This is a genomic window from Baekduia sp. (assembly GCF_035685985.1).
GTDB lineage: Bacteria > Actinomycetota > Thermoleophilia > Solirubrobacterales > Solirubrobacteraceae > Baekduia.
The window spans coordinates 604,895-629,311 of sequence record NZ_DASRZV010000024.1 but is presented as its reverse complement, the minus strand read 5'-3'; the positions used below and the strand labels follow the sequence as shown (position 1 = coordinate 629,311).

General features: G+C 74.1%; 23 protein-coding genes. 9 read left to right on the top strand and 14 right to left on the bottom strand.

Annotated elements, in window-relative coordinates; all coding sequences use genetic code 11:
• Positions 1 to 45: 45 nt before the first annotated feature.
• The 3 genes from VFG42_RS15300 to mgrA are packed head-to-tail and all read left to right on the top strand — an operon-like array spanning position 46 to position 2,807.
• On the top strand, positions 46 to 1,428 hold the full coding sequence (locus VFG42_RS15300) for an FAD-dependent oxidoreductase (protein WP_324909606.1): 1,383 nt from the start codon (positions 46 to 48) through the stop codon (positions 1,426 to 1,428).
• A gap of 12 nt (positions 1,429 to 1,440) precedes the next feature.
• Positions 1,441 to 1,809, top strand: coding sequence for a cupin domain-containing protein (locus tag VFG42_RS15295; RefSeq protein WP_324909605.1), 369 nt, complete (start codon positions 1,441 to 1,443; stop codon positions 1,807 to 1,809).
• The gene (gene mgrA, locus VFG42_RS15290; RefSeq protein ID WP_324909604.1) at positions 1,806 to 2,807 is read left to right on the top strand and encodes an L-glyceraldehyde 3-phosphate reductase; all 1,002 of its coding nucleotides are present in this window, start codon (positions 1,806 to 1,808) and stop codon (positions 2,805 to 2,807) included. Before VFG42_RS15295 ends, mgrA begins: the two co-directional genes overlap by 4 nt.
• Here the strand turns inward: mgrA and VFG42_RS15285 are convergent.
• Together VFG42_RS15285 and VFG42_RS15280 are read right to left on the bottom strand one after the other, a co-directional pair.
• Positions 2,804 to 3,838: a beta-ketoacyl-ACP synthase 3 gene (locus VFG42_RS15285; protein ID WP_324909603.1), complete on the bottom strand. Its 1,035-nt coding sequence runs from the start codon at positions 3,836 to 3,838 to the stop codon at positions 2,804 to 2,806. The two genes, mgrA and VFG42_RS15285, sit on opposite strands and share 4 nt — an antisense overlap.
• A gap of 71 nt (positions 3,839 to 3,909) precedes the next feature.
• Positions 3,910 to 4,362: an Lrp/AsnC family transcriptional regulator gene (locus VFG42_RS15280; RefSeq protein WP_324909602.1), complete on the bottom strand. Its 453-nt coding sequence runs from the start codon at positions 4,360 to 4,362 to the stop codon at positions 3,910 to 3,912.
• 55 nt (positions 4,363 to 4,417) lie between these two features.
• Between VFG42_RS15280 and VFG42_RS15275 the strand changes: the two genes are divergently transcribed.
• From VFG42_RS15275 to VFG42_RS15265, 3 genes are read left to right on the top strand one after another with little or no spacing between them, the layout of a single operon-like run.
• Positions 4,418 to 6,520: a DUF6421 family protein gene (locus tag VFG42_RS15275; protein WP_324909601.1), complete on the top strand. Its 2,103-nt coding sequence runs from the start codon at positions 4,418 to 4,420 to the stop codon at positions 6,518 to 6,520.
• Positions 6,517 to 7,218 (top strand): SDR family oxidoreductase, encoded by a 702-nt coding sequence (locus VFG42_RS15270; RefSeq protein WP_324909600.1) that lies wholly within the window; start codon positions 6,517 to 6,519, stop codon positions 7,216 to 7,218. The genes VFG42_RS15275 and VFG42_RS15270 overlap by 4 nt, the downstream gene beginning before the upstream one ends.
• 10 nt (positions 7,219 to 7,228) lie before the next feature.
• Complete coding sequence (locus VFG42_RS15265) at positions 7,229 to 8,260, top strand: threonine aldolase family protein (RefSeq protein ID WP_324909599.1); 1,032 nt, start codon at positions 7,229 to 7,231, stop codon at positions 8,258 to 8,260.
• Between the two features lie 116 nt (positions 8,261 to 8,376).
• Here VFG42_RS15265 and VFG42_RS15260 read toward each other — a convergent pair whose 3' ends face one another.
• Positions 8,377 to 8,871, bottom strand: coding sequence for a hypothetical protein (locus VFG42_RS15260; protein ID WP_324909598.1), 495 nt, complete (start codon positions 8,869 to 8,871; stop codon positions 8,377 to 8,379).
• Positions 8,872 to 9,013: 142 nt separating this feature from the next.
• Here VFG42_RS15260 and VFG42_RS15255 point away from each other — a divergent pair, with 142 nt between their 5' ends.
• Both VFG42_RS15255 and VFG42_RS15250 read left to right on the top strand, forming a co-directional pair.
• Positions 9,014 to 11,107 carry a DUF308 domain-containing protein gene (locus VFG42_RS15255; RefSeq protein WP_324909597.1) on the top strand — a complete coding sequence of 698 codons (2,094 nt, stop codon included), beginning with the start codon at positions 9,014 to 9,016 and terminating at the stop codon, positions 11,105 to 11,107.
• Positions 11,104 to 11,850, top strand: coding sequence for a phosphodiester glycosidase family protein (locus tag VFG42_RS15250; protein ID WP_324909596.1), 747 nt, complete (start codon positions 11,104 to 11,106; stop codon positions 11,848 to 11,850). Before VFG42_RS15255 ends, VFG42_RS15250 begins: the two co-directional genes overlap by 4 nt.
• 39 nt (positions 11,851 to 11,889) lie before the next feature.
• On the opposite strand, the gene VFG42_RS15245 is transcribed toward VFG42_RS15250, so the two are convergent.
• Together VFG42_RS15245 and VFG42_RS15240 are read right to left on the bottom strand one after the other, a co-directional pair.
• On the bottom strand, positions 11,890 to 13,740 hold the full coding sequence (locus VFG42_RS15245) for a methyl-accepting chemotaxis protein (protein ID WP_324909595.1): 1,851 nt from the start codon (positions 13,738 to 13,740) through the stop codon (positions 11,890 to 11,892).
• A 109-nt stretch (positions 13,741 to 13,849) separates the two neighbouring features.
• Positions 13,850 to 15,622 (bottom strand): hypothetical protein, encoded by a 1,773-nt coding sequence (locus VFG42_RS15240; RefSeq protein ID WP_324909594.1) that lies wholly within the window; start codon positions 15,620 to 15,622, stop codon positions 13,850 to 13,852.
• A gap of 131 nt (positions 15,623 to 15,753) precedes the next feature.
• Here VFG42_RS15240 and VFG42_RS15235 point away from each other — a divergent pair, with 131 nt between their 5' ends.
• A complete protein-coding gene (locus tag VFG42_RS15235) occupies positions 15,754 to 16,428 on the top strand; it encodes a class II aldolase/adducin family protein (RefSeq protein ID WP_324909593.1) in 675 nt (224 codons plus the stop codon).
• On the opposite strand, the gene VFG42_RS15230 is transcribed toward VFG42_RS15235, so the two are convergent.
• From VFG42_RS15230 to VFG42_RS15190, 9 genes are all read right to left on the bottom strand, one after another.
• Positions 16,398 to 17,228, bottom strand: a complete 831-nt coding sequence (locus VFG42_RS15230; protein WP_324909592.1) for an SDR family oxidoreductase — start codon at positions 17,226 to 17,228, stop codon at positions 16,398 to 16,400. The two genes, VFG42_RS15235 and VFG42_RS15230, sit on opposite strands and share 31 nt — an antisense overlap.
• Before the next feature lie 4 nt (positions 17,229 to 17,232).
• A complete protein-coding gene (locus VFG42_RS15225) occupies positions 17,233 to 17,853 on the bottom strand; it encodes a carboxymuconolactone decarboxylase family protein (RefSeq protein WP_324909591.1) in 621 nt (206 codons plus the stop codon).
• Entirely contained in the window at positions 17,850 to 18,815 is a 966-nt protein-coding gene (locus VFG42_RS15220; protein WP_324909590.1) for an LLM class F420-dependent oxidoreductase, read from the bottom strand. The genes VFG42_RS15225 and VFG42_RS15220 overlap by 4 nt, the downstream gene beginning before the upstream one ends.
• A gap of 20 nt (positions 18,816 to 18,835) precedes the next feature.
• Positions 18,836 to 20,029 (bottom strand): ABC transporter permease, encoded by a 1,194-nt coding sequence (locus VFG42_RS15215; protein ID WP_324909589.1) that lies wholly within the window; start codon positions 20,027 to 20,029, stop codon positions 18,836 to 18,838.
• Positions 20,026 to 20,688, bottom strand: coding sequence for an ABC transporter ATP-binding protein (locus tag VFG42_RS15210; protein WP_324909588.1), 663 nt, complete (start codon positions 20,686 to 20,688; stop codon positions 20,026 to 20,028). The genes VFG42_RS15215 and VFG42_RS15210 overlap by 4 nt, the downstream gene beginning before the upstream one ends.
• Positions 20,685 to 21,731 (bottom strand): efflux RND transporter periplasmic adaptor subunit, encoded by a 1,047-nt coding sequence (locus tag VFG42_RS15205; RefSeq protein ID WP_324909587.1) that lies wholly within the window; start codon positions 21,729 to 21,731, stop codon positions 20,685 to 20,687. The genes VFG42_RS15210 and VFG42_RS15205 overlap by 4 nt, the downstream gene beginning before the upstream one ends.
• The gene (locus tag VFG42_RS15200) at positions 21,728 to 22,303 is read right to left on the bottom strand and encodes a hypothetical protein (protein WP_324909586.1); all 576 of its coding nucleotides are present in this window, start codon (positions 22,301 to 22,303) and stop codon (positions 21,728 to 21,730) included. Before VFG42_RS15200 ends, VFG42_RS15205 begins: the two co-directional genes overlap by 4 nt.
• A 69-nt stretch (positions 22,304 to 22,372) precedes the next feature.
• A complete protein-coding gene (locus VFG42_RS15195; RefSeq protein ID WP_324909585.1) occupies positions 22,373 to 23,719 on the bottom strand; it encodes a HAMP domain-containing sensor histidine kinase in 1,347 nt (448 codons plus the stop codon).
• On the bottom strand, positions 23,716 to 24,396 hold the full coding sequence (locus tag VFG42_RS15190; RefSeq protein ID WP_324909584.1) for a response regulator transcription factor: 681 nt from the start codon (positions 24,394 to 24,396) through the stop codon (positions 23,716 to 23,718). The genes VFG42_RS15195 and VFG42_RS15190 overlap by 4 nt, the downstream gene beginning before the upstream one ends.
• Positions 24,397 to 24,417 lie beyond the last annotated feature (21 nt).

The window sequence follows — 24,417 nt, the reverse complement described above, 5'->3', positions numbered from 1 at the left end:
CCCAAGAACTGGTAGCGCTATCAGTTCGCTGGTAGGGTGCCGCTCATGCCCCAGCACTACAGCGGCCTCAGCCTCTGGCTCGAGCAGGCCGGCGACCTCACGCCGCGTCCGCCCCTCCCCGGTCCGATCGACGTCGACGTCGCGATCGTCGGCGCCGGCTTCACCGGCCTCTGGAGCGCGTACTACCTCAAGCAGGCCGATCCCTCGCTGCGGGTCGCCGTCCTGGAGAAGGACATCGCCGCCTACGGCGCCTCGGGCCGCAACGGCGGCTGGTGCTACGGGCACCTCAACGGCTCGATCGAGATGTACGCCAAGGAGTCCTCGCGCGAGCTGGCCATCGCCATGAAGCGCGAGAACTACAACACGGTCGACCGCATCGGCGAGACGCTGGCCGCCGAGGGCATCGACGCCGGCTTCGCCAAGGGCGGCGCGCTCGTCGTCGCCCGCACCTACGAGCAGGAGCAGGGCCTGCGCGACGGCCTCGCGCACGAGCGCGAGTGGGGCTTCGGCGACGAGACCGCCTCCTGGCTGGACGCCGCCGCGCTGGCCGAGCGCGTCGACGTGGCCGGCGCGCTGGGCGCCAAGCTCGAGCACCACTGCGCGCGCGTGCAGCCCGCCAAGCTCGCGCGCGGGCTGGCCGAGGTGGTGGAGAGGCTCGGCGTCCCGATCTACGAGCAGACCGAGGTGACGCGCATCGCCGACGGCGTCGTCCGCACGACGCGCGGCGACGTCCGCGCCGAGATGGTCGTCCGCGGCACCGAGGGCTACACGGTGAACATCCGCGGCGAGGGCCGCCGGATCCAGCCGATCACCTCCCAGGTCGTCGCCACCGAGCCGCTGCCGCAGGCGGTCTGGGACCAGCTCGGCTTCGCCAACCGCGAGGTCGTCGCCGACATGGTCAACCTGGGGATGTACTGCCAGCGCACCACCGACGACCGCCTCGCGCTCGGTGGCCGCGGCGGCTTCCAGCCCCGCAAGCGCGGCCTCGTCGAGGCCGAGATCCTCGACCCGCGCGTCTTCGAGGCGCTGCGCGACGCGGTCCGCGAGCTCTTCCCGGCCACCGAGGACGCCCGCTTCACCCACGCGTGGGGCGGCGTCTGGGGCGCGGCGCGCGACTGGGCGCCCGCGGTCGGCTTCGAGCGCGAGCGCGGCGTCGCCTGGGCCGGCGGCTACGGCGACGGCGTCTGCGCGTCGAACTTCGCCGCGCGTACGATGACCGACCTGATCCTCGGGCGCGACACCGAGCTGACCCGGTACCCGTGGATCAACCACCGCGCGCCGAGCTGGCCGCCCGACCCCCTCCCCCGCGTCGGCGCCCGCGCGATGTCCACCGCCTACGGCTGGGCCGACCGCTCCGCCCGCCGCACCGGCCGCTCCCCGAAGTGGGTCAAGGCCGTCGACCGCCTCTCCAAGCTCGCCAACAAGTAGACCAAGGACCCCATGTCGATCCCCCACATCCCGGCGCTCGTCGCCAACCCCGACCTGCTCACGCTCGCGCTCGAGACCCCGCATCCGCTCGACGACGTCCGCGAGGGCGAGCCGGCCGCCGCCTACAACGAGCTCTACGCCGACGGCACCGTCGAGATCGGCGTCTGGGAGGTCACCCCGGGCGAGTTCGCCGGCGACAAGATCGGCGCCTCCGAGGTCATGCACGTCCTGGAGGGCGACGCCACGATCACCTCCGAGGACGGCACGACGCTGGAGCTGCGCCCCGGCGTCTCGTTCGTCACGCCCGACGGCTGGCGCGGGCGCTGGAAGGTGCGCGAGAAGGTCCGCAAGCTGTACGTGATCTGGACGCACAACGCGTGAGCGCGCCGGTCCCCTACCGCCGCGCCGGGCGCTCCGGCGTCCAGCTGCCCGCGATCTCGCTGGGCCTCTGGCACAACTTCGGCGACGACAAGGCGCTGGAGACCCAGCGCGCGATCGTCCGCCGCGCCTTCGAGCGCGGCGTCGTGCACCTCGACCTGGCCAACAACTACGGGCCGCCGCCCGGCAGCGCCGAGCGCAACTTCGGGGAGATCCTGAGGACCGACCTCGCCGGCCACCGCGACGAGCTGTTCATCTCCACCAAGGCCGGCTGGGACATGTGGCCCGGGCCCTACGGCGACGGCGGCTCGCGCAAGTACCTGATGGCCTCGCTCGACCAGTCGCTGCGACGCATGGGCCTCGACTACGTCGACGTCTTCTACAGCCATCGCTTCGACCCCGACACGCCGCTGGAGGAGACCTGCGGCGCGCTGGACGCCGCCGTGCGCCAGGGCAAGGCGCTGTACGTCGGCATCTCGTCCTACAGCGGCCGCCGCACGCGCGAGGCCGCGGCGATCCTGGACGCGATGGGCACGCCGCTGCTGCTGCACCAGCCCAACTACTCCATGTTGAACCGGCGGATCGAGACCGACCTGCTGGACGTGCTGGAGGAGGAGGGCGTCGGCTGCGTGGCGTTCTCGCCGCTGGCCCAGGGGCTGTTGACCGACAAGTACCTCGACGGCGTCCCCGCGGGCTCGCGCGCGGCCGCCGGCACGTCGCTGGCCCAGACGTGGCTCAACGACGCCAACCTGGGCCACATCCGCGCCCTGCACGCGATCGCCCAGGAGCGCGGGCAGTCGCTGGCGCGGATGGCGATCGCCTGGGCGCTGCGCGACCCGCGCGTGACGAGCGCGCTGATCGGCGCGTCGTCGGTGGCCCAGCTCGACGACTCGCTCGGCGCGCTGGACAACCTGCACTTCTCCGACGACGAGCTGGCGGCGATCGAGCCGCACGCGGTCGACGGCGGGATCGACCTCTGGGAAGGGTCCTCGACGGCCTAGCGGTCCGCGCGCGCGTCGGGCGGGGTCACCGGACCCCACTCCACCACGGTCCCGCCCCACGCCAGCCCGGCCCCGAAGGCCCCCAGCAACACGCGCGCGCCAGGCCGCAGACGCCCGTCCGCGGCGGCGTGCGCGAGCGCGGTCGGCAGCGAGGCCGAGGTCGTGTTGCCGATCCGCGCGATGCAGTCCACGACGCGCTCGTCGGGCAGCCCGAGCCGCTCGCCGACCGCGGCGGTGATCCGCGCGTTGGCCTGGTGCAGCACCGCGAGGTCGAGGTCGGCGACGCCGATCCCGGCCATCGCGGTCGCCCGCTCGGCCACGTCGACGAGCGCGTCGACCGCGCGGCGGAACGTCCGCTGGCCCTCCATCCGCACCGGCCCGGCCGGCCACGGCGTGACGATCGCGTCGCCAGCGGCGCCGTCGGACTCCAGGACGAACGGGCCGACGCGCGAGTCCGCGCCCGGCAGCGCCTTGACCACGACCGCGCCCGCGCCGTCGCCGAAGATCCCGGCGGTGACGCGGTCGCCGTAGTCCAGGACGCGCGACATCGCGTCGGCGCCGATCACCAGCGCCGTCTGGGCCCGGCCGGACTCGACCTGGCCGACGGCCAGCGACAGCGCGGCGAGGAAGCCGGTGCACGCGGCGTTGAGGTCCATCGTCCCGGCGCGCCAGGCGCCGAGGCCCGACGCGATCGTGGCCGCCCCGTGCGGCGTGATCGCGTCAGGCGTCATGGTCGCCAGCAGCAGGAGGTCGACGTCGCGGGCCTCGGTGCCCGCGGCGGCCAGCGCGCGGCGCCCGGCGGCCTCGGCCAGCGCGCAGAGCGAGCCGCCGTGGGCGATCCGGCGTCGGGACTCGACGCCGGTGCGGCGCACGATCCAGTCGGGCTCGAGGCCGAGCGGCTCGGCGATCGCCGCGGTCGGCACGTCCGTGTCGGGGAACGCGGCGCCGACGGCGACGAGCGCGGCACCGGTCCGCGCGGGCGTGCGCGGCGCGGCGGGCGCGTGGGGCATGGCGATCGTGGTCCCGGCCAAGGCCAGCACGATGCCTTGGCATCGCGGCCCGGAAGCCAGGGAACGCGGGCGTTTGCACCCGTTCGGGGGGATCAGTCCCGACGTTCGATCAACCGCGACATGACGATCAGCGAGCGCGTCCGGACCACCGAGGCCTCGCGCTGCAGGGACATGATCACGCGCTCGAGGTCCTTCGGGTCCTGCGCGCGCACGCGCACGATGCAGTCGGCGTCGCCGGTGACCGACCACGCCTCGACGACCTCGGGCAGCGGGCGCAGCGACTCGCGGACCTCGTCGAGGCCGATCCCGGGCGCGTAGAACAGCTCGATCAGCGCCTCGGTCGTCGTGCCGAGCGCGGCCGGGTCGACGAGCGCGGTGAAGCCCTTCAGGACGCCGGCGGCGCGGAGCTTGTCGACCCGCCGCTTGACCGCCGGGGCGCTCAGGCTGACGGCGCGGCCGACCTCGTCGTACGTCGCCCGACCATCCTCGCTCAGGCACGCAAGGATCTTGCGGTCGGTCTCATCCGGGCGCAAGAGATCGTCCATGGCGCGCACGATACCGGGGTTGTCCTGCGCGGGATGCGCCCGTAGCGTTCATGGCATGTCCCCGCAGCCTCCCGTGATCCGCGTGCTCTTCGACGAGAGCCACGACCAGGCCTGGACGGTGCGCCCCGAGGTCGCCGCCCGCATGCAGCCGTCGCATCCGGCCGACGCGTCCTACGCGCGCGCCGCCGACGTCCTGCGCGCGCGCCGCATCGCGGTCGACCCGCTGGTGGAGGGCGCGCTGGACGCCGACACGCTCGCGGGCGCCGACGTCGTCGTCCTCGCCCACCCCAGCGAGCCGAAGTGGGAGGCGACGGTCGGGACCGGGTCGCCGCTGCTGAGCATCGCCGAGATCGACGCGCTCGAGGCCTACGTCGCCGGCGGCGGCGGGCTCGTCGTCCTCGGCGAGAGCGAGCAGGACAAGTACGGCAACAACCTCAACGTGCTGCTCGCGCGCTTCGGGCTGTCGATCGAGCACGACACGGTCCAGGACTACGACTACAACCTGAACGCCACGCCGTCGTGGGTCCGCTCCGTCCCGGCGCTCGGCGAGCGCGGCGCGGGCGGCGACCTGCTGGCCGGCGTCGCGGGCGCGACCTTCTACCGCGCGGGGACGATCTTCGTCGAGGACGGCACCGACACGCAGGTGCTCGCGCGCACGGCCGCCTCGGCCTCCACCCCGGGCGCGCCGCTGGCCGTCGCCGTCCGCCACGAGGCCGGGCGCGTGGTCGCGCTGGCCGACTCCGACCTGTTCGGCGACGACTGCATCGGCGACCTCGGGCACGAGGCGCTGTGGGTCAACCTGGTGTCCTGGGCGGGCGAGCACGCCTACGCGGCGGGCAGCATCGACGTCAACGCCGAGGCCGCGTCGGATCCGGCGTGGGCCGCGCTGCGCGACGCCACCGACGCGCTGCGCCCGCTGCAGTCCGCCGACGGCCCGGTCGAAGGCGACGAGGCCGCCGCCGCGCCGCTGGTCGAGACGATGGCGTCGTCGCTGGAGGCGCTCGCCCCCCGCTTCGAGCACCAGGCCGACTACCTCGCCGCCGCGGTGGCCGACCTGCGGGCGTGGGCCGAGGGCGGCTACGGCAAGCCGGACTTCACCACGTCGCTGGAGCTGTTCCGCCCGGATCTCGCCCGCCGCGACGAGATCCAGCACCTGGTGCTGTTCCCGATGTACTTGCAGAACGGCCGCGACCGCGACGTGCACTTCGAGGCGCTGATCGTCGAGGTCCCGTGGCCGGAGTGGCTGGCCGAGCTGGAGCGCACGCGCTACGACAACGCGAAGTTCGTGCCGGTCACGCTCGTCGACCACACCTCCGGCTACGACAGCGAGTGCGCGGTCCTCTTCCCGGAGACCGTGAGCGTCGCGGGCAAGCCCGCCAACCACTTCGGCGGGATCTTCTGCGACCGCGAGGCCGAGCGCTTCCGGCGCGTCGTCTCCGGCGCGGCCGACACGGTCGGGATCAACCTCCCGCCCGACGCCGCCGCGCTGCTGGCGTCCGAGCGCCTGTCGCAGGACGCCTACGTGATGTGGGACCTGATCCACGACCGGGCGCACTCGCGCGGCGACCTGCCGTTCGACCCCTTCATGATCCGCCAGCGCATGCCGTACTGGATGTACTCGCTGGAGGAGCTGCGCTGCGACCTGACCGCCTTCGGCGAGGCCGTCAAGCTCGAGGCCGAGGGCATGGCCTTCGCGCGCAACGTCCAGTACGCGATCCTCTTCGACCGGATCTTCCGCTTCCCGGTGACGGGCGCGCGCGTGCGCAACTACGACGGGCTCGGCGGCCAGCTGCTGTTCGCCTACCTGCACCGCCACGGCTACGTGCACTGGACCGACAACCGCCTGACGGTCGAGTGGGATCGCCTGGCCGAGGGCGTCGCGGGCCTGCGCGAGGAGGTCGAGAAGCTCTACCGCGAGGGCATCGACCGCTCCAAGCTGGCGCAGTGGGGTGCCGCGCACGACCTCGTGTCGCGGTACGTTCCGGCGGCGAGCGGCTCGACGTGGGCGCGCGACGTGCGCGACTACGCCGACGTCGAGGACCCGCGCCCCTACATCGACGACGTCAAGGCGGATGAGTTCCCGTTGAGCATGTTCTACACCTCGCTGAAGGCCAAGCTCGAGCCCGTGATCGCGCGCCCCGAGGCGGTCGCGGCGTGAGCGACGCCGGCGTGCTCGCCGGGCGCCGGATCGCCGTGGCGGGCGCGGGCGGCGGGCTGGGCCCGACGGTCGTGCGCGCGCTGGCCGACGCCGGCGCGTGGGTCGCGGCGGCGGACCGGTCCGACGAGCAGCTGGAGGTCGTGCGCGACGTGGCCGGCGACGCGCGCGCCGCGGACCTCGTGACCGCGGAGGGCGCGGACGCGTGGGCGTCCGTGCTGGGCGAGGTCGACGGGCTCGTGCACCTCGTCGGCGGCTGGCGCGGCGGCAACCCGATCGAGGACACGCCGTGGGAGGACGTCGAGCTGCTGGAGTCGCTGCTCTGGCGGTCGGTCGTCCACACGACGCGGGCGTTCGCGCCGCTGCTGAAGGCGGCGGGCGCGCACGGGCGCTTCGCGCTGGTGTCCTCGTCGGTCGCGGCGCGGCCGGTCGCGGGCAACGGCGCCTACGCGGCGACCAAGGCGGCGGCCGAGGCGTGGACGCTGACGCTCGGCGCCGAGCTGGCCGAGACCGGCGGCACCGCCAACGTCGTCGTCGTCCAGGCGATCACCACGCCGCGGATGCGCGCCGAGAACCCCGACAAGGAGTACAAGACGTTCACCGACGTCGACGAGATCGCCTCGGCGCTCGTCTTCCTCTGCTCGGACGCCGCGCGCAAGATGAACGGCCAGCGGCTCAGCCTGCACGCGGCGGCCCGCTAGCGTGGCGGGCATGCGCGCGTTCGCCTCCGACAACTACGCCGGCGCCCACCCCGAGGTCCTCGCGGCCATCGCCGAGGCGAACGCCGACCACGCGGTGTCCTACGGCGCGGACCCGTGGACGGCCAAGGCCACGGACCTGATCCGCGACCGCTTCGGGGCGCAGGCGTCGCCGTGGCTGGTGTTCAACGGGACGGCGGCCAACGTGTTGTCCCTGGGCGCGCTGACGCGGTCCTGGGAGTGCGTGGTCACGCCCGACACGAGCCACCTGCACGTCGACGAGGCCGCGGCGCCGGAGCGCATGGCGGGCGTGAAGCTGCTGACGCTCGCCACGCCCGAGGGCAAGCTGAGCGCGGCGCAGATCGAGCCGCTGCTGGCGCGCCAGGGCGACGAGCACGCGCCGCAGGTGCGCGTCGTGAGCATCGCGAACTCGACCGAGCTGGGCACGGTCTACGCGATCGACGAGCTGCGGGCGATCGCCGACGTCGCGCACGCCAACGGGCTGCTGCTGCACGTCGACGGCTCGCGGCTGGCCAACGCCGCGGTCGCGCTGGGCGCGTCGCTCGGCGACATCACCACCGCGATCGGCGCCGACGCGGTCTCGCTGGGCCTGACCAAGAGCGGCGCGTTGGGCGTCGAGGCGGTCGTGTTCCTGAACGACCCCGCGCCCGCCGGCTTCGCCTGGCTGCGCAAGCAACACGCCCAGCTGGCGAGCAAGATGAGGTTCTTGTCGGCGCAGGTCGTCGCGATGCTCGAGGACGACCTCTACCTGCGCGCCGCCGCCCACGCCAACGGCATGGCGACGCTCCTGGCCCAGTCCGTGACCGCCATCCCCGGCATCACGATCACCCGCCCGGTCCAGGCCAACGCCGTCTTCGCGACGCTCCCGCCCTCGCTCGCCGACGCGGTCCGCCCCGACTTCCCCTTCTACACCTGGGACGAGGCCACCGGCGAGGTCCGCTGGATGTGCTCCTGGGACACCACCGAGCAGGACATCTCAGCGTTCATCACCGCGCTGCAGAGCGCGGCGGCCAGCGCGGTCTAGCCGCCGGGGCGGACGAGCGGGCTCTTCTTGCCGAGCGTCTGCAGCTCTTCGCCGACGCGAGGCTCCGGAGGCTTCCTGCGAAACAGCTTCTTCAGGAGCTTGCGCACGGTTCCAGATTAGAGCGACTGGGCGTAGCTGACAACCCACGCGACGACCTGGACGGCGAGCAGGCACAGCCCCACGCGCAACAGCCAGGTCATCCGGTCCAGCCGTCGGCGGTTGCGCGCGAAGGCGTCGGAGCGGACGAGGGCGAGATCACGATGGACCAGCGGCAGCGGCACGCTCGACGGCTCAGCGTACTCGCGCACCATCGTCCGCGCGTCCGACGCGACGTCGAAGTGACGTGGCCAGAGCAGGCCGAGCGCGCACAACCCGACGCCGACGAACGCCATGACCGCGACGTACCGCGCCGACCCGTCCCCGGCGCCCAGCGGCCCGCCGAAGATCGTGGTCGTCACCGTCGCCGTGCCCGCGAGCCCGGCGCCACGCGCGCGCAGGTCGGAGTGGATCCGCTCCTGCCAGACCAGCGCCAGCCCCGCCTCCTCGAACGCCAGCGCGTAGAGCGCGGCGCGTGGACGGTAGAGCCGCGGGTCGGTGAAGTCGAAGCCCATGCCGCGCCGACGGTAGGCGCGGCGTGGTGGCGGGCCGCGCGGCAGGGCCGAAGCGGCAGGGTTTCGGGCGCGAATGGTGCCGAAGGCCGGGCGGACCGGTACGGTTGCCCGCGTGCAGCGGCCCGGGAGGGATGGAGTCGCGGTGGTGCTCGCGGTCGTCGCGGCGATCGCCGCCGTCGGCGCGATCGTCGCGTTGTATCTGAAGGCCGAGATCGCCAACCGGGATCGGTTCGCGAATCGGACGGTCGCGGCGTTGGACGACCCGGCGGTGCGCGACGTGGTCGCCCGGCAGGTCGTCGTGAACGTCATCGAGCGCGGATCGCCGGACCTCATCTCGGCGCGGCCGCTGCTGGAGACCGCGGTCGAGACCGTGGTCTCGACCGGCCCGTTCCGCTCGCTGGTCCGCACGACCGCCCAGCAGGCGCACAGCCTGCTCTTCGAGCACGGCAACGCGTTCGTCTTCGACGTCGCCGACACCGGCACGGTGGTGCTCTCGGCGGTCCGCAGCCTCGCGCCCGACATCGCCGCCAAGCTGCCCGCCAACGCCGACTCCACGCTCATCGACCTGCGCGAGCGGCCGTTCGCCCAGGACACGCTGCGGGCCGCCGACCAGCTGCGCAAGATCGCGATCGTCCTCCCGATCCTCGCGCTGCTCCTGCTGCTCGGCGCGATCGCGCTCGCCCGCGACCGCGGCCGCGCGTTCGCCCGCTTCGCGCTCGCGCTCGGCGTCGTGGCCACCGTCGCCGAGATCGCGCTGGGCACCGCGCGCACGCTCGTCCTGCGCTCGCTCGAAGGCACCGAGGAGATCCCGACCGCCGACCTGCGCGCCGCCGCCGGCGGCGTGTGGGACGCGCTGCTCGGCGACCTCGCGGGCCTGCTGCTGATCGCCGCGATCGTCGGCTTCGTCCTGGCCGCCGGGGTCCTCTCGGCCGTCGACCCGCAGGCGATCCGCCGCCAGGCCGCCCGGTTCACGCGGCGCCCGGAGAGCCATCTCGCGCTCGGCGCCCGCGGCGTCGTGCTCACGCTCGCCGGCGTCGCCGTCCTCCTGGAGCCCGGCCTCGCCCTCAGCGCGATCGCCTACCTGATCGGCGCCGCGCTGATCTACGCGGGCAGCACCGAGCTGCTGACCGCGCTCGGCCGCGACCGCAAGGGCCGCGAGCGCCCGCACGATCGCCTCCCCCGCCGCCGCGTCGCGGTCGTCGTCGCCGCGGCGATCATGACGTTCGCCGGCGCCTCGGCCGCCGCCGCGATCGTCCTGCACGAGGGCCAGGCCATCAAGGCAGCGACCGTCCCGGCCGAGGGCTGCAACGGCCTGCGGACGCTCTGCGACAAGCGCCTCAACGAGATCGTCTGGCCCGGCACCCACAACTCGATGGCCGCCGCCGACGTCCCCGGCTGGGCGATCCCCGACCAGCGCCGCTCGATCCCGCGCCAGCTCCAGGACGGGATCCGGCTCTTCCTGCTCGACCCCCACTACGGCCGCGTGCTCGGCAACGGCCGCGTCCAGACCGACTTCCAGGCCGAGGGCCGCAACGCCAACAAGGTCGCCGCCGAGCTGAGCCCCGACGCGCTCGCCGCGCTCGACCGCCTCGGCGTCAACCTCACCGCGAGCTCCGGCGCGCGCGGCGCGAAGGAGGTCTTCCTCTGCCACACGGTCTGCGAGCTGGGCGCCACGCGCTTCACCGACACGCTGACGACGATGCGGACGTTCCTGCAGGCCCACCCGTCCACCGTCCTCATGATGATCCTCGAGAACTACGTGACCGACGAGGATCTCCAGCGCTCGTTCGCCGCCACCGGCACCGAGCACTACGCCGCCACGCTCAACCGCGGCGCGCCGCTGCCGACGCTCCAGCAGCTGATCGACGACGGCAAGCGCCTGATCGTCTTCACCGAGGAGCCGCCGACCGGCGCGGTGCCGTGGCTCAACGACGCGTTCACGTGGATCCAGGACACGCCGCTGGGCAACAGCACCGCCGCGCAGCTCGGGTCGGTCGAGAAGTGCCGCCGCTACCGCGGCACCGCCGACTCGCCGTTCCTCATGTTGAACAACTGGGTCGAGCGCTTCCCGCCCTCCCCCACGGCCAACCGCCCCGCGCTGACCGAGGACTTCCTGAAGTCGCGCATCGCCCGCTGCGAGAAGGTCCGCGACCTGCCGGTCTCGCTGGTCGCCGTCGACTTCTACGACCAGGGCGACCTGATCGGCGTGGCCCACGACCTCAACGCCCAGCCGTGACCATCGCCTACGACCTGCGCCGTCGCACGCTCGCCGACGGCGCGGTGACGACCGTCTACGCGACCCTGCACCCGCGCGCCACGACCCGCGTCCGCGTCGCGCACTTCCCCCAGCCGCGCCGGCTGGACGTCTGGTGCGCGGCCCAGGGCGAGCCCGAGGCGATCATCGGCGGGTTCTTCCTGCGCGACCCGTTCCGGCCGCTGGGCGAGCTGCGCCGCGACGGCGCGGCGATCGAGCACGCGCCGGTGGCCGACGGCTTCGCGCCGCGCCGCGCGGTCGTGCACGCCGCGCCCGGAGCCCCGGTCGCGGTCGGTCCGCGCGCGGCCTTCGGCGACGACCCGCCCGGCGACCTCCTGCAGGCCGGCCCGCTGCTGATGGCCGGCGGCGCGGTCGTCCACGCCGACGACGCCGACCCCGAGGGCTTCAGCGCGACCGCCACGCAGTTCGACTCCGACATCACGGTCGGCCGCCACCCGCGCGCGGCGCTGGGCCTGAGCGACGACCACGTCATCGCGGTCGCCTGCGACGGCCGCCGGTCCGGCGTCGACGCCGGCCTGACCATGGGCGAGCTGGCCGAGGTCCTGCGCGACCTCGGCGCGACCGACGCCATCAACCTGGACGGCGGCGGCTCGACCACGTTGGTGCACCAGGGGCACCTGCTGAACCGGCCCTACTCCGAGCAGGACCAGCCGGCGCCGAAGTCGCGCCCGATCGTCAGCGCGCTGCTGCTGCACGCGGTCTGAGGGCGGGCCGCGGGCCCGCCCTCAGCCATCGCGAGGGTGCTACTCGGCCGCGACCAGCGAGAACCGGCCGACGAGCGTGCGCAGCTCGGTGGCGGTCGCCGCCAGCGTCTGGGCGCTGGCCGCGATCTGCTCGGTCGAGGCGCTGGTCTCCTCCGTGGAGGCCGAGACCTGCTGCGTGGCGGCCGACGTCTGCTCGGCTACCGCGGCCACCGAGGCGACCTCCTCGCCGACCTGCGAGGACGTCGCCGAGAGCTGCTGGGCGGCGGCCGCGATCTGCGACACCCGGCCCGACATCTCCTGGACGTGCTCGTTGATGACGTCGAACGCCTCGCGGGCCTGCTCGACGACGGCGGCGCCCTCGTCGGTGCGCGATCCGCCCAGCTCGACGACCTCGACCGCGTGCTTGGTCTGGTGCTGGATCTCGCCGATCAGCGTCGAGATCGAGGCGGCCGCCTGCTGGGACTCCTCGGCCAGCTTGCGGACCTCCTCGGCGACCACGGCGAAGCCGCGGCCCTGCTCGCCGGCGCGGGCGGCCTCGATCGCCGCGTTCAATGCCAACAGGTTGGTCTGCTCGGCGATCGTCGTGATCGTGTCGACGATCCCGCCGATCTGCTCGCTCTTGGAGCCCAGGTCGCGGATCGCGTCGGTGGCCTCCGAGGACGCCTCGCGGACCTGCGCCATCGCCTGCGTGGCGGACGCGACCGACGCCGCGCCGGTCACGGCGACCTCACGGGCCGCCTCGGCGGCGCGCGCGGTCTCGGCGGCGGACTCGGCCGACGAGCGCGTGGCCTCGGCCATCTCGTCGGTCAGGCGACGCGCGCCCTCGACCGTGTTGACCTGCTTCTCGGCGCCGTGGGCGACCTCGCCGATCGCGTTGGCGATCTCGCCGACCGCGCGGCCGGCCTCGCCGGACGTGGCGGCCATCTGCTGCGAGGCGGACGACAGGACCGACGCGGACTCGCCGACGCGGCCGATCATCGAGGCCAAGGAGTCGAGCGACGTGTTGTAGGAGTCGATCGACGCGGCGGTGTCGGCGGTGATCTCGTCGACCATCACCGCGATGTCGCCGATCTCGTCGTTGGAGACGCGGCCACGCGGCTTGGTCACGACGGCGGCCCGGCGGGTCAGGTCGCCCTCGGCGATGCCCTCGATGCCGTGGCGCAGCGACGCCGTGTCGTTCTCGCGCAGCGCCTTCAGCTGCGAGCGGATGCGCGTCACGCCGCGCTTGATCTGGCCGGAGATGACCAACGCCGCGGCGAGGCCGATGACGATCGACAGGCCCAGCGCGCCGAGGAGCAGCGCGCGGCCCGACGCGAAGGCGTGGTCGATCGAGTGGCTGGCGGCCTTGGCCGTGTCGTTGCTCGTGCCGGCCATGGCGATCGCCGTGTCGTCGATGTTCTTGACCGCGGAGAGCAGCTGCTTCTCGAGCTTGGCGCTCTCGGCGGGCGCGATGCCCGGCTTGAGGATCGCCGTCAGCGTCGCGTTGTAGAGCTTGACGTTCTCGATGACCTTGTTGGCCTGCGGGCGGACCGAGGCCGGGGCCTGGGCCAGCGCCGGCAGCACGACGGTCTCCAGGGCCTTCTGGTCCTTCTTGATGTTCGGCAGGACCGACTTCTGGCGCGGATCGGCGTTGATCTTCTTCTGATCGCCGCCGGCCTGGGCGACCACGAGGTCGTAGGTCAGGCTCTGGTTGGACAGGTCCTTGGCCAGCGCGCTGCCGTAGAGGGCGGCGGTCGTCGGCGTGTAGGTGTTCTTGTAGAGGTTGTTGCCCTGGTCCTTGACGTCGGCCAGCCGGTTGATGGCCAGGAACGAGACGACGGCGGTCAGGACGACCAGCAGCAGGGAGCTCGCGAGGAGCTTGGTGCGAATGGAGAGACGCAGTGCGCCCATAAGTACGGACCTCGTTGGGGAAGAAGGTGCGACGGCCCCCACCGTGATCGACGGTCCCCACGAGCTTCTGAAGCGCCTCGACGGATGGCTTAGCGGTCGAGACGCCCCGTCAAGGTGACCGGCGCTCGCCCTTCTTGGCCTTGCCGAGCCGCACCGTCAGCGTCCGGCGAGACAGGGTCTTGGTCCGGCCGCCGTCGAGCTTCTGGCTGACGACGAAGTCGACCTTGAGCGCGTGCTTTCGCTTGAGGATGCGCTGCCCGAGCTTGTTGAGCTTGATCGTGATCCTGCGGGTCTCGCCGCCCTTGAGCGTCACGGCCTTGGTCGCCAGCGTGCGCGGCTTGGGCTTCTTCTTGGCCCCGCGCACCGACGACGGGAAGCCGGTGACGTACTCGCGCTCCCTGACGAGGTAGACCACCGAGCACCGGGACTCCGGCGGCCCGACGCAGATCTGGTTGGTGTTGATCTCGCCGTTGCCGGTCTGCGGCGGCTCGACGCGCGCGGTGCCCGTGCTCGTGGGCTTGAGGACGATCGGCGGGCCGACGGGCGTCGCGGGCGGCGTGGGCGGCACGATGGGCGGCGGCGAGCTGTCGGTCGTGGTGCCGCCTCCGCCGGGGTTCTCCCCGCCGCCGGGGTTCCCGCCGCCGTCGTCGCCGCCGCCGTCGCCGGGCGACCCCGCGCCGATCACGCCGGCCAGCCGGCCGACCATCTGCGTCGCGCCCTGGCCGATCGTCGAGAACCACAGGTCGCTGCCGCGAGCGGCCAGGCCGAGCGCGGTCGTCCCGGGCGTCGGGTAGATCTTGGCCACCGGCGGCTGCGCCGGGTCGGCGGACGGGACGATCTGCACGAGCGCGCTGCTCGTGCCGCCGTTGAACTGGTAGCTGGTCATCCAGATCGTGCCGTCGGGCGCCGCGGTCATCTGGCGCGGGTCGCCGCTCCCGAGCCCGATCGACGCCATCGTGTACTGCACCATCTGATGCGTGGCGGGGTCGAAGCGCCCGAACTTGCGGTTGATGACGTTGGTGAACCAGATCCCGCCGTCGGGCGCGATCGCCAGGTCGGTCAGCCCGGTGCCGGTGTAGGAGCCCGAGCACGGGGACACGGCCTCGCACGGCGCGACCGAGAACTCCTCGTAGCTGCTGCCGGTCCCGCCGTAGGTGCCGATCCGGTAGCCGGGGTTGCCCGGGTCCTCCTCGACGAACCACGGCTTGCCGGTCGCGTCGACCACGATCCCCGACGGCTTGGCGTCGTAGCGGAGGCTGTTGATCGCGGTGTTGCCGTTCTGGATGGCGATGTTGGGGCCCTCGGTCGGCGCGCCGCCGGACGAGAACGCGATGCGGCTGCCGTAGTAGCTCGGCGCCACGTTGGAGGCGCTCTTCTCGGTGAACCAGACGCCGGGCCCGTTCGGGACGGCCGCGACGTCCCACAGGTCCTGGTTGCCGGGCAGCCGATAGGTCGACATCCCGGTCGTGCTCCCGGCCACGAAGGCCGTCGGATCGCCCACGCCGAGGTGCCCGTCGCTGCGCACCCAGTAGAGCTTGCGCTCGAACGTGTTGTAGGCCAGCGACCGCAGCTGGTTGGCGCAGCAGTTGACGTCGATGTCGTCGGGCGTCGGGTAGAAGGTCAGCCCGTCGCTCGTGCCCGCGTGTGCCTGCGCCGGCACCAGCCGCGCGAGCGTCGGCGTCGGCTGCTGGCCTGCCGTCGTCGGGTTGGTGTGGTTGGGACCGGACGCGCCGAACCAGACGTTGCCCTGGGCGTCGACGGCGACGCCGAAGTTCGAGACGCCGTAGCCCGACGGGAACGGGAAGTACTCGGGGGCGGCGCCGGCCGCGGTGGGCAGCGCGGCCGCCAGCAGCAGGCCGAGGAGCGTCGCCGTTCGTCGCATGCCGGGCATCACTATCAGCCGCCCGCGCGGGTCGCCCTACCCAGAGGTTGAGCCCTACGCAGTTCTGCGTAGGTTTCACCCAGGGCCCCGGGACCACGGGCGACCGCCGGGTCGTGGCAGGATCCACCCCGATGGATCCGTTCACGCTTCAGGACCGCGTCGCGCTGTGCGACGCCGCGCGGGAGGTCTCGACGTCCGGGCTGGTGGTCGGCTCGGCGGGGAACGTCAGCGTGCGCTCCGGGGAGCACCTGCTGGTCACGCCGATGGGGTCGCGGCTGCCCGCGATCGAGCCGCGGGACTGCGTGTGCGTCGCGCTGGCCGACGGCGCCGTCGACCCCGGCCACGCGCGCCCCACGCGCCCGTCGTCGGAGACGCCGCTGCACCGCCTCGTGTACGCGGCCGCGCCGGACGCGGTCGCCATCGTCCACACGCACTCGCACTTCGCGACCGCGCTGTCGGCCCTCGTCGACGAGCTGCCCGCCGTCCACTACGTCGCCTCCGCCTTCGGCGGGCCGGTGCGCGTCGCGCCCTACGCGACCTACGGCTCCGACGCGCTGGCCGAGGCCGTCGCCGCGGCGCTGGACGGCCGCACCGCCGCGCTGATGGCCAACCACGGCGCGGTCGCGCTCGGCCGGAGCGCCGCGCACGCGGTCGAGCAGGCCCAGCAGCTGGAGTGGTGGGCGTCGGTCTACTGGCACGCGCGCGTCTTCGGCGAGCCGGCGATCCTCAGCGACGCCCAGCTCGACGAGGTCTCCGCGCAGCACCGCGCGCTGCGCTACTCCGAGGCGGCGACCGACACCAGGTAGTCGTTCAGCTTGCGCATCGCCCGCTCGTAGGGCCACGGGCACACGCGCTGGAAGAACGCCCCGACCGCGATGTCGGGGCTCGTGTAGACCATGTACGTGTCTCGCTCGACCGCCTTGAGGATGCGGGCGGCCACGTGCTCGGGCGACTTGGCGTGGCGCTCGAAGCGGCCGATGAGCTTGCGGACCCGCGGGCTGTCGCGGTCGACGCCGACGATCACCGCGCTGCCGACCAGCGGCGTGCGCACCGCGCCCGGGCAGACGAGGCTCACGCCGATCCCGTGGCGCGCGAGGTCGAAGCGCAGCACCTCCGAGACGCCGCGCAGCCCGAACTTCGACGCGCTGTAGGCCGCGTGCCACGGCAGCCCGAAGAGCGCGGCCGCCGACGCGACGTTGACGACGTGCCCGCCGCGGCCCGCCTCGATCATCGGCGGCACGAACGCCGACAGCACGTGGATCGGCCCCATCAGGTTGACCTCGACCTGCGCGCGCCAGTGCTCGCGCTCCAGCCGCTCGATCGCGCCCCAGGTCGAGATGCCCGCGACGTTCATGACGACGTCCACCGGCCCGTGCGCCTCGTGGACGTCGGCGGCCAGCGCGTCGACGTCGTCGGCGTCGCGGACGTCGGCGGGCGCGGCGTGCAGGACCGCGTCGCCCAGCTCGCGCGCCACCGCGTGCAGGCCGTCGGCGGCGACGTCGGTCAGGACCAGGCGGGCGCCGCGCGCGGCGGCGGCGTGGGCGGTCGCGCGGCCGATCCCGGAAGCGGCGCCGGTGATCAGGACGGCGCGGTGGCGGATCTCCATCCGCCTATCTTCTCCGAGCGGCGACCCGTTGCAAGAGCCGCGTGGCGCGAGAGGCCGGCGCGCCGGGCGTCGGCTCGGGCTCGACCTGCACCCCGAGCGAGTTGAGGGTCATGGCCAGCATGATGTAGTGGCCGGCCAGCAGGCAGATCTCGATCAGCTCGTGCTCGCGGTACTCGCGCGCCAGCTCGGACCACAGCGCGTCGCCGATCCGGTCGTGGTCGTGCAGCTCGTCCACGGCGCGCAGCAGCAGCGCCTGCCTGACGGTCCAGCCGGGCGCCTCGCCGCCCAGCCGGACGCGCTCGATCTCCGCGTCGCTCAGCCCGGCCTGACGGCCGAGCCTGACGTGCTGGGCCCACTCGTAGTCGCTGCCGGTCACGCGCGCGACGCGCAGGATCACCAGCTCGCTCTCGGCGCGCGGCAGCGTTCCGCCGGGCATCAGCCGCCCGGCGAAGCGCAGCCACGGCCGAAAGATCCGGCGATGCCGGGCCAGCGTGGTGAAGACGTGCGGCGGCGGGCCGCCGGTGGCGACCCCGAGGACGCGCGCGATCGTCCAGTTGACGGCGCCGATGTCGTCCTTGCCGCCCGGCGGGATCCGTGGCCCGCCGCCCGCGTCGCCGCCGCTCACGCCATCGCCGCGGACAGCGTCTTGCCCGCCAGCTCGACCTTCTCCAGGTCGCCGACCTGCGGCATGTTGACGATGATCCCGTCCAGCCCGGCCTCGCGGTGCGCGGCGCACTGCTCGGCGATGCCGTCGGGGTCGCCGAAGAGCACGACCTGCTCGAAGCGCTCGCCCATCGGCCCGCGCAGCGGCTCGGCGGCGGCCGCCGCCTCCTCGTGCGTGGCGCCGACGATCAGCGTCGCCAGCTTCGTGCGCGTGATCTCGCCCGGGTCGCGCCCGACGGTCTCGCAGTGGCCGTCGATGACCGACATGAGGTGCTTGATCCGCTCGACGTCGCCGAAGACGTTGGAGGCGTCGGCGTACTGGGCGACCATGCGCAGCGTCTTCTTCTCGCCGCTGCCGCCGATCAGGATCGGGATGTTCCCGCGCAGCGGCTGCGGGTTGTTGTAGGCGTCCTTGACGTGGTGGCGCTCGCCGTCGACCGTCGCGGTGCCGGGGCCGCTGGTGAACATCGCGCGGCAGATCCGCAGGCCGTCCTCGAGCATCTCGAAGCGCACGCCCAGCGGCGGGAACTCGTAGCCGTAGGCCAGGGACTCGACGTCGTTCCAGGCCGCGCCGATGCCGAGGATCGCGCGGCCGCCGCTGAGCACGTCGATCGTCGTGGTGGCCTTGGCCATCAGCGCCGGGTTGCGGTAGTGGATGCCGCCGACCATCAGCCCCAGCTGCGCCTTCTCGGTCACGGCCGCCAGCGCCCCGAGCGCGGTGTTGCCCTCCAGCATCCAGTTCTCCTGCGGGCCGACGCCGCGGATCTGGTGCAGGTGGTCCATCACGTAGATCGAGTCGAACCCGGCGTCCTCGGCCGTGGTGGCGACGGCGGCCAGACGACCCATCAGGTCGCCCGGCTCGCTCGCCACGCGGTTGAAGTCGGGGATCTGCAGCCCGGCGCGGATGATCGGAGCGGAAGCCATAGGCCCCACTCTGCCCGATCTCACGCCGAGCGCAACGCCTCCGTCGGCGACAGCCTCGCCGCCCGCGTCGCCGGGTAGAGGCCCGCGAGGGCGCCGATCAGCAGCGCCGCGCCGAAGCCGCCGGCGATCGCCTCGGGCGGGACGACCGACGTCCAACCGCGCACCCGCGCGTAGCCGCCGGTCACCAGCGCCCCGCCGAGGACCCCGGCCGCGCCGCCCGCGACGGCCAGCAGCAGCGACTCCACCAGGAACTGCGCGCGCACGTGGCCGCGCGTGGCGCCGAGCGCGCGACGCAGCCCGATCTCCGACCGGCGCTCCAGCACCGAGATCACCATCGTGTTGGCGATCCCGATCCCGCCGACCAGCAGCGCGACCGCGCCGAGGCCGAGGAACAGCCCGGTCAGCGCGGAGTCCGCGGCGGCGCGCGCGGCCAGCGCGTCGGACGGGCGCGACACCGTGACCTCCTCGGGGTTCCGCGGGTTGGCCGCGCTGGGGAGCAGGCCGCGGACGTGCGCGACGCGCTCCTCGTCGGCGCGCAGGTAGACGGTCGAGGCCGAGCGCTCGGCGCCCAGCCACCTCACGGCCGCCGCGTAGCCGACCAGCGCCGAGCGGTCGAGGTCGGGGGCCAGCGCGAACGGCCGCATGATCCCGAGGACGGTCCACCAGCGGCCGTTGATGTACACCTTGGTGCCCGGGCGGTCGATGCCCAGCGTCCGCGCCGCCTCGGCGCCGAGGACGACCGCCGGCGTCCGCGCGCTGCCCGCGTTGAGGAAGCGCCCGCGCGAGAGCGAGCCGCCGAGCGTCGCCAGCAGCCCCGGGTCGGCCGCGGCGACGGCGATCCCGCCGGTCTCGTTGGGGTCGATCCTGTCGGTGCGGCGCACGGTCGCGTCGGTGCCGCGGACGGTCGCGACCTGCTCCACGCCGCCCAGCCGCGACAGCGAGCGGCGCGCCGCGCGCGGCAGCGTCGCCTCGTCGCCGCCGAGGGTCTGGCCGGGCGCGACCGTGAGCAGGTTGGTGCCCAGGGCGTCGAGCTGGTCGAGCAGGCCCTGGCGCGAGGACGCCGACAGCCCGAGCACCGCGACCATCGACGCGATGCCGATCGCGATCCCCAGCGCCGACAGCGCGGCGCGCAGGCGCCGCGTGCGCAGGCCGACCGCGCCGACGCGCAGCAGGTCGGCGGGCAGCAGGCGCGAGCCGTCCACGTCGGCGCTCACGCGTCCTCCTCGATGCGGCCGTCGCGCAGCCGCACGCGCCGCGGCAGCTGCGCCGCGATGCCCGCGTCGTGCGTGATGACCACGAGCGTCGTGCCGTCGCGGTGCAGCTCGCCGAGCAGGTCCAGGATCCCGGCGCCCGCGCGCGAGTCGAGGTTGCCGGTCGGCTCGTCGGCGAAGACGATCGCCGGGCGGGCGACGACCGCGCGCGCGATCGCGACCCGCTGGCGCTCCCCGCCCGACAGCTGGTCGGGCCGGTGGTCGAGGCGGTGGCCGAGGCCGACGCGCCGAAGCGCCGCGCGCGCGGCGTCGGCGCGACGCGCCGCCGGCACCGCGCCGTAGAGCATGCCCTGCGCGACGTTCTCCACCGCGGTCAGCCCGTCCATCAGGAAGAACCGCTGGAAGACGAAGCCGATCCGGCGCGCGCGCAGGCCGGCCAGCGCGCGATCGTCGAGCGCGTCGACGTCGGCGCCCGCGATCGCCACGCGCCCGCTCGACGGCCGGTCCAGCGTGCCCATCACGTGCAGCAACGTGGACTTGCCCGAGCCCGACGGGCCGATCACGCCGACCAGCTCGCCGTCGGCGATGCGCAGGTCGACGCCGTCCAGCGCGCGCACGCCGCCCGCGTACTCCTTGGTGACGCGCTCCAGCACGAGGCTCATGCGGGCACCACCACGCGGTCGCCCTCGTGGAGCGCGTCCGCGTCGATCTGGACCCAGCCGTCGGCGAACGCGCCGAGCGTCACCGGCACCAGCCGCCGCGAGCCGCTGAGCTGGACGGCGTACTGCGCGGTCCCGGTCGCCACCAGCGCGGTCACCGGCACGGCGAGCGCGTCCTTGGTCGCGCCGGTCGCCAGCGAGACCGTGACCGGCGCGCCGTCCAGGCGCAGGCGCCGCTTGGCGCGCAGCCGGACCGAGACCGACACCTTGGGGCCCTCGCCCTGCCCGCCGGGCGTGGCGACCGCCCCGATCGCGCCGATCGCGCCTTTGACCTCGCGGCCGTCGGGCAGCGTGACCGTCACCGCGGCGCCCCGGCGCAGCGTCGCGGCGACCCCGGCGTCGGTGGACGCGGTGACGCGCGGCGTGCGCTCGGTCAGCTTCGTCACCGGCGTGCCCGGGCGGACCGCGTCGCCGACCTGCGCCGCGTGGGCGCCGATCCGCGCGGGGCCGTCGCTGACGATCAAGGTGGTGGCCTTGAGCGTGCCGGTCTCGTCGAGGTCGCGGTCGGCCTGGAAGGCCTTGACCGCCGCGGTCGTCGACGAGGTCCACGCGGTGTCGATCGTGCCGGGGTCGTAGCCCAAGGCCTTCAGGTTGCGCTCGAGCTGGCGGACGTCGGAGCCGTCGTCCATCCCCGGCGTCAGATCGCGGTAGAACGGGCGCTTGCCGTAGAGCACCCAGCCGGTGGCCCGCGCGTCGATCGACAGCATCGACCAGCCGCGCCGGACGGTCGTGCCCTCGGCGCGCAGCCGCGTGATCGTGCCCGGCACGGGCGCGGCGACGACCCGCGTGGTCGCGAAGCCGAGCGTGCCGTCGACGTCCTGGCGGTCGACGAGGTCCCGACGCCGCACGCTCGCGCTGCCGAGCGGGACGCGGTCGTTGACCTGCGACGGCGCGGTCTGCCCGTCGTCGGGCAGCAGCAGCCAGACGCCGCCGGCCGCCGCGGCGCCGACGATCGCCGCGGCCGCCGTGATCCGCACGGCGCTCACTTGCCCACCTGCTGGGGCGGGCCGGCATCCCCGGCCTGGGCGAGGTTGGGCTGGCAGGCCTTCTCGGCCGTCTTGAACGTCGTGCTCTGCGGGTCGATCCGCGGGCCGCCGTCCCCGGAGCCGCCGCCGATCGACATCTGGACCTTGTTGCCCGAGAACTTGGGGTCCTTCATCGGGACGCCGTGCGACCGCATGCACTTCGCGTAGGCCAGCAGCGCGTCGCGGTGCGCGGCCTCGGCCTGCGGGTCGCCGCCACCGACGTCCCCGCCGCCCGCGTCCATGAAGTGCTGGCACGTCTTCTGGGCGGCCTCCACCTTGGCCTGGTCCAGGCGCTCGCCCGGGCCGCCCATCTTCTGGATGATCCCCCCGTCGGGCTGCTTCTGCGGGTCGGGCATGTCGACGCCCTCGTCGCGCATGCACTTGGCGAACTTCAGCGCCCCCTCGAAGGCCTTGTCCTGTCCGCCCTGGCCGGACGCTCTGCCGCCGGAGCCGCCGGAGCCGCCGGAGCCGCAGGCGCCCAGGGCCAGGGCGGTCGCCGCCAGCGCCGCGATCATCATCGGGTTCTTGGTCATGGACGACATCAAGCCGTCGGGACCTGAGAGCCCGCTGAACGTTTCAGAGGAGCCGGCTAATGAACGCCGCTACGCCGGCAGCGCGAGGCGCAGCAGCGTGCCGCCGCCGGGCGCGCGCTCGGCGGCGACCGTGCCGCGGTGGTCGTCGGCGACGTGCTTGACGATCGCCAGGCCGAGGCCGGATCCGGGCAGCCCGCGGGCCGACGGCGCGCGGTAGAAGCGGTCGAAGACGTGCGGCAGGTCCCGCGGCGCGATGCCCGGCCCGTGGTCGCGGACCGTGACCTCGCCGTCGCGGACGGCGACCTCGATCGGCGCGTCGGGCGGGCTCCACTTCACCGCGTTGTCCAACAGGTTCCCGACCGCGCGCGCCAGGCCCGGCCGGCGGCCGCGCACGACGCACGGCTCGGCCGCCAGCTCGAACGACGTGCCGGGCGCGTGGCGGCGCGCGCGTCGCACGGCCGCGGCGACCAGCTCGTCCAGCCGCAGGTCCTCGGGCGGCTCCAGCGCCCGCTCGCCGCCGGGGCGGGCGAGGTCCACGAGGTCGCCGACGAGCACGGTCAGGTCCTCCAACTGCCCGCGCGCGGACCCGAGCGCCGCCGAGCGCTCGGCGTCCGGCAGCTCGGGCGCGCGCTCCAGCAGCTCGATGTTGGCGCGGATCGCGGTCAGCGGCGTGCGCAGCTCGTGCGAGGCGTCGGCGACGAGCTGTCGCTGCTGGTCGCGCGAGGACTCCAGCGCGGCGAGCATCGCGTTGAACGACGCGGCCAGGCGACCGGGCTCGTCGTCTGCGCGCCCGCCGCGCGTCGGCAGGCGGTGGTGGAGGTCGCCGGTCGCGGTCACGCGCTCGGCGGTCGCGGTCAGCCGGGCCAGCGGGCGCGTGGCGATCCGCGAGACGCCGAAGCCCAGCGCGGCGGCCAGGCCGAAGCCGCCGAGCGTGACGGCGGCGAGGATCAGGCGCAGCCGGCCGAGCGTGGAGTCGATCTCGTCCAGCGGGCGCGCGACCTGGAGCGCGAAGCCGTCGGGCCCGGACCGCGTGAGCACGCGCAGGCGGTGGCCCGCGACGGTCACGTCGCGCAGGAACGGGCCGCGCCGGCCCGCCGCCACCTCGAGGACGGCGTCGTCGACCGGCAGCGTCGTGTCCGGCTCGGCCGACGGGATCGTCTTGCCGTCGTCGAACGTGGCCTGGGCGACGCCGGTCGTGCCGCCGAACTGGTCCTGGCGGATCAGGACGCGGACGTCGGTGGCGCCGCCCTCGGCGCCCGGCTGCGGCGCGAGCTCCGGATGGGTCTGCGCGAGCCGGCCGTCGAGCTCGTCGCGCAGGTCGCCGCGGACCAACACGTAGGTCAACACGGCGCCCAGCGCGATCGCGGCCGCGACGGCCGCGGCGCTGACCAGGACGATGCGGCGGCGGAACGTCACGGCTTGGGCGCCCGCAGGACGTAGCCGAAGCCGCGCACGGTGTGCAGCAGGCGCGGCTCGCCGCCCGCCTCGGTCTTGCGGCGCAGGTAGCCGACGTAGACCTCCAGCGAGTTGGACGCCGGGCCGAAGTCGTAGCCCCAGACGCCGTCGAAGATCTGCTCGCGCGTGAGCACCTGGCGCGGGTGCTTCAGGAACAGCTCCAACAACAGGAACTCGGTCCGCGTCAGCTCGATCGCGCGTCCGCCGCGATGGACCTCGTGGCCGACCGGGTCCAGCTCGAGGTCGTCGAAGCGCAGCGTGGCGCGGTCGTCCTCCCAGCCGCTGCGGCGCAGCAGCGCGCGCAGGCGGGCCAGCAGCTCCTCCAGCGCGAACGGCTTGGGCAGGTAGTCGTCGGCGCCCGCCTCCAGCCCGGCGACGCGGTCGCCGACGCCCTCGCGCGCGGTGAGCATCAGCACCGGCGTGCGGTCGCCGACGTCGCGCAGCCGGCGGCAGACCTCCAGGCCGTCGAGGCCGGGCATCAGCACGTCGAGCAGCACCGCGTCGGCGGGCGTCCGCGCCTGGCTGCGCACGGCGGCGTGGCCGTCCTCGGCGAGCGCGACGTCGAAGCCCTCCACGCGCAGGATGCGCTCCAGGACCTCGCGCACCGCGGGCTCGTCGTCGACCACCAGCACCTTCATGGCGGCGGATTCTCTGGGAGG

Bases quoted from the DNA above. Each gene is read 5' to 3' on its own strand.
- VFG42_RS15300 (WP_324909606.1), top strand. From the start codon at position 46: ATGCCCCAGCACTACAGCGGCCTCAGCCTCTGGCTCGAGCAGGCCGGC.
- VFG42_RS15295 (WP_324909605.1), top strand. From the start codon at position 1,441: ATGTCGATCCCCCACATCCCGGCGCTCGTCGCCAACCCCGACCTGCTC.
- VFG42_RS15280 (WP_324909602.1), bottom strand. From the start codon at position 4,362: ATGGACGATCTCTTGCGCCCGGATGAGACCGACCGCAAGATCCTTGCG.
- VFG42_RS15275 (WP_324909601.1), top strand. From the start codon at position 4,418: ATGTCCCCGCAGCCTCCCGTGATCCGCGTGCTCTTCGACGAGAGCCAC.
- VFG42_RS15265 (WP_324909599.1), top strand. From the start codon at position 7,229: ATGCGCGCGTTCGCCTCCGACAACTACGCCGGCGCCCACCCCGAGGTC.
- VFG42_RS15260 (WP_324909598.1), bottom strand. From the start codon at position 8,871: ATGGGCTTCGACTTCACCGACCCGCGGCTCTACCGTCCACGCGCCGCG.
- VFG42_RS15245 (WP_324909595.1), bottom strand. From the start codon at position 13,740: ATGGGCGCACTGCGTCTCTCCATTCGCACCAAGCTCCTCGCGAGCTCC.
- VFG42_RS15240 (WP_324909594.1), bottom strand. From the start codon at position 15,622: ATGCGACGAACGGCGACGCTCCTCGGCCTGCTGCTGGCGGCCGCGCTG.
- VFG42_RS15235 (WP_324909593.1), top strand. From the start codon at position 15,754: ATGGATCCGTTCACGCTTCAGGACCGCGTCGCGCTGTGCGACGCCGCG.
- VFG42_RS15230 (WP_324909592.1), bottom strand. From the start codon at position 17,228: ATGGAGATCCGCCACCGCGCCGTCCTGATCACCGGCGCCGCTTCCGGG.
- VFG42_RS15220 (WP_324909590.1), bottom strand. From the start codon at position 18,815: ATGGCTTCCGCTCCGATCATCCGCGCCGGGCTGCAGATCCCCGACTTC.
- VFG42_RS15210 (WP_324909588.1), bottom strand. From the start codon at position 20,688: ATGAGCCTCGTGCTGGAGCGCGTCACCAAGGAGTACGCGGGCGGCGTG.
- VFG42_RS15200 (WP_324909586.1), bottom strand. From the start codon at position 22,303: ATGACCAAGAACCCGATGATGATCGCGGCGCTGGCGGCGACCGCCCTG.
- VFG42_RS15190 (WP_324909584.1), bottom strand. From the start codon at position 24,396: ATGAAGGTGCTGGTGGTCGACGACGAGCCCGCGGTGCGCGAGGTCCTG.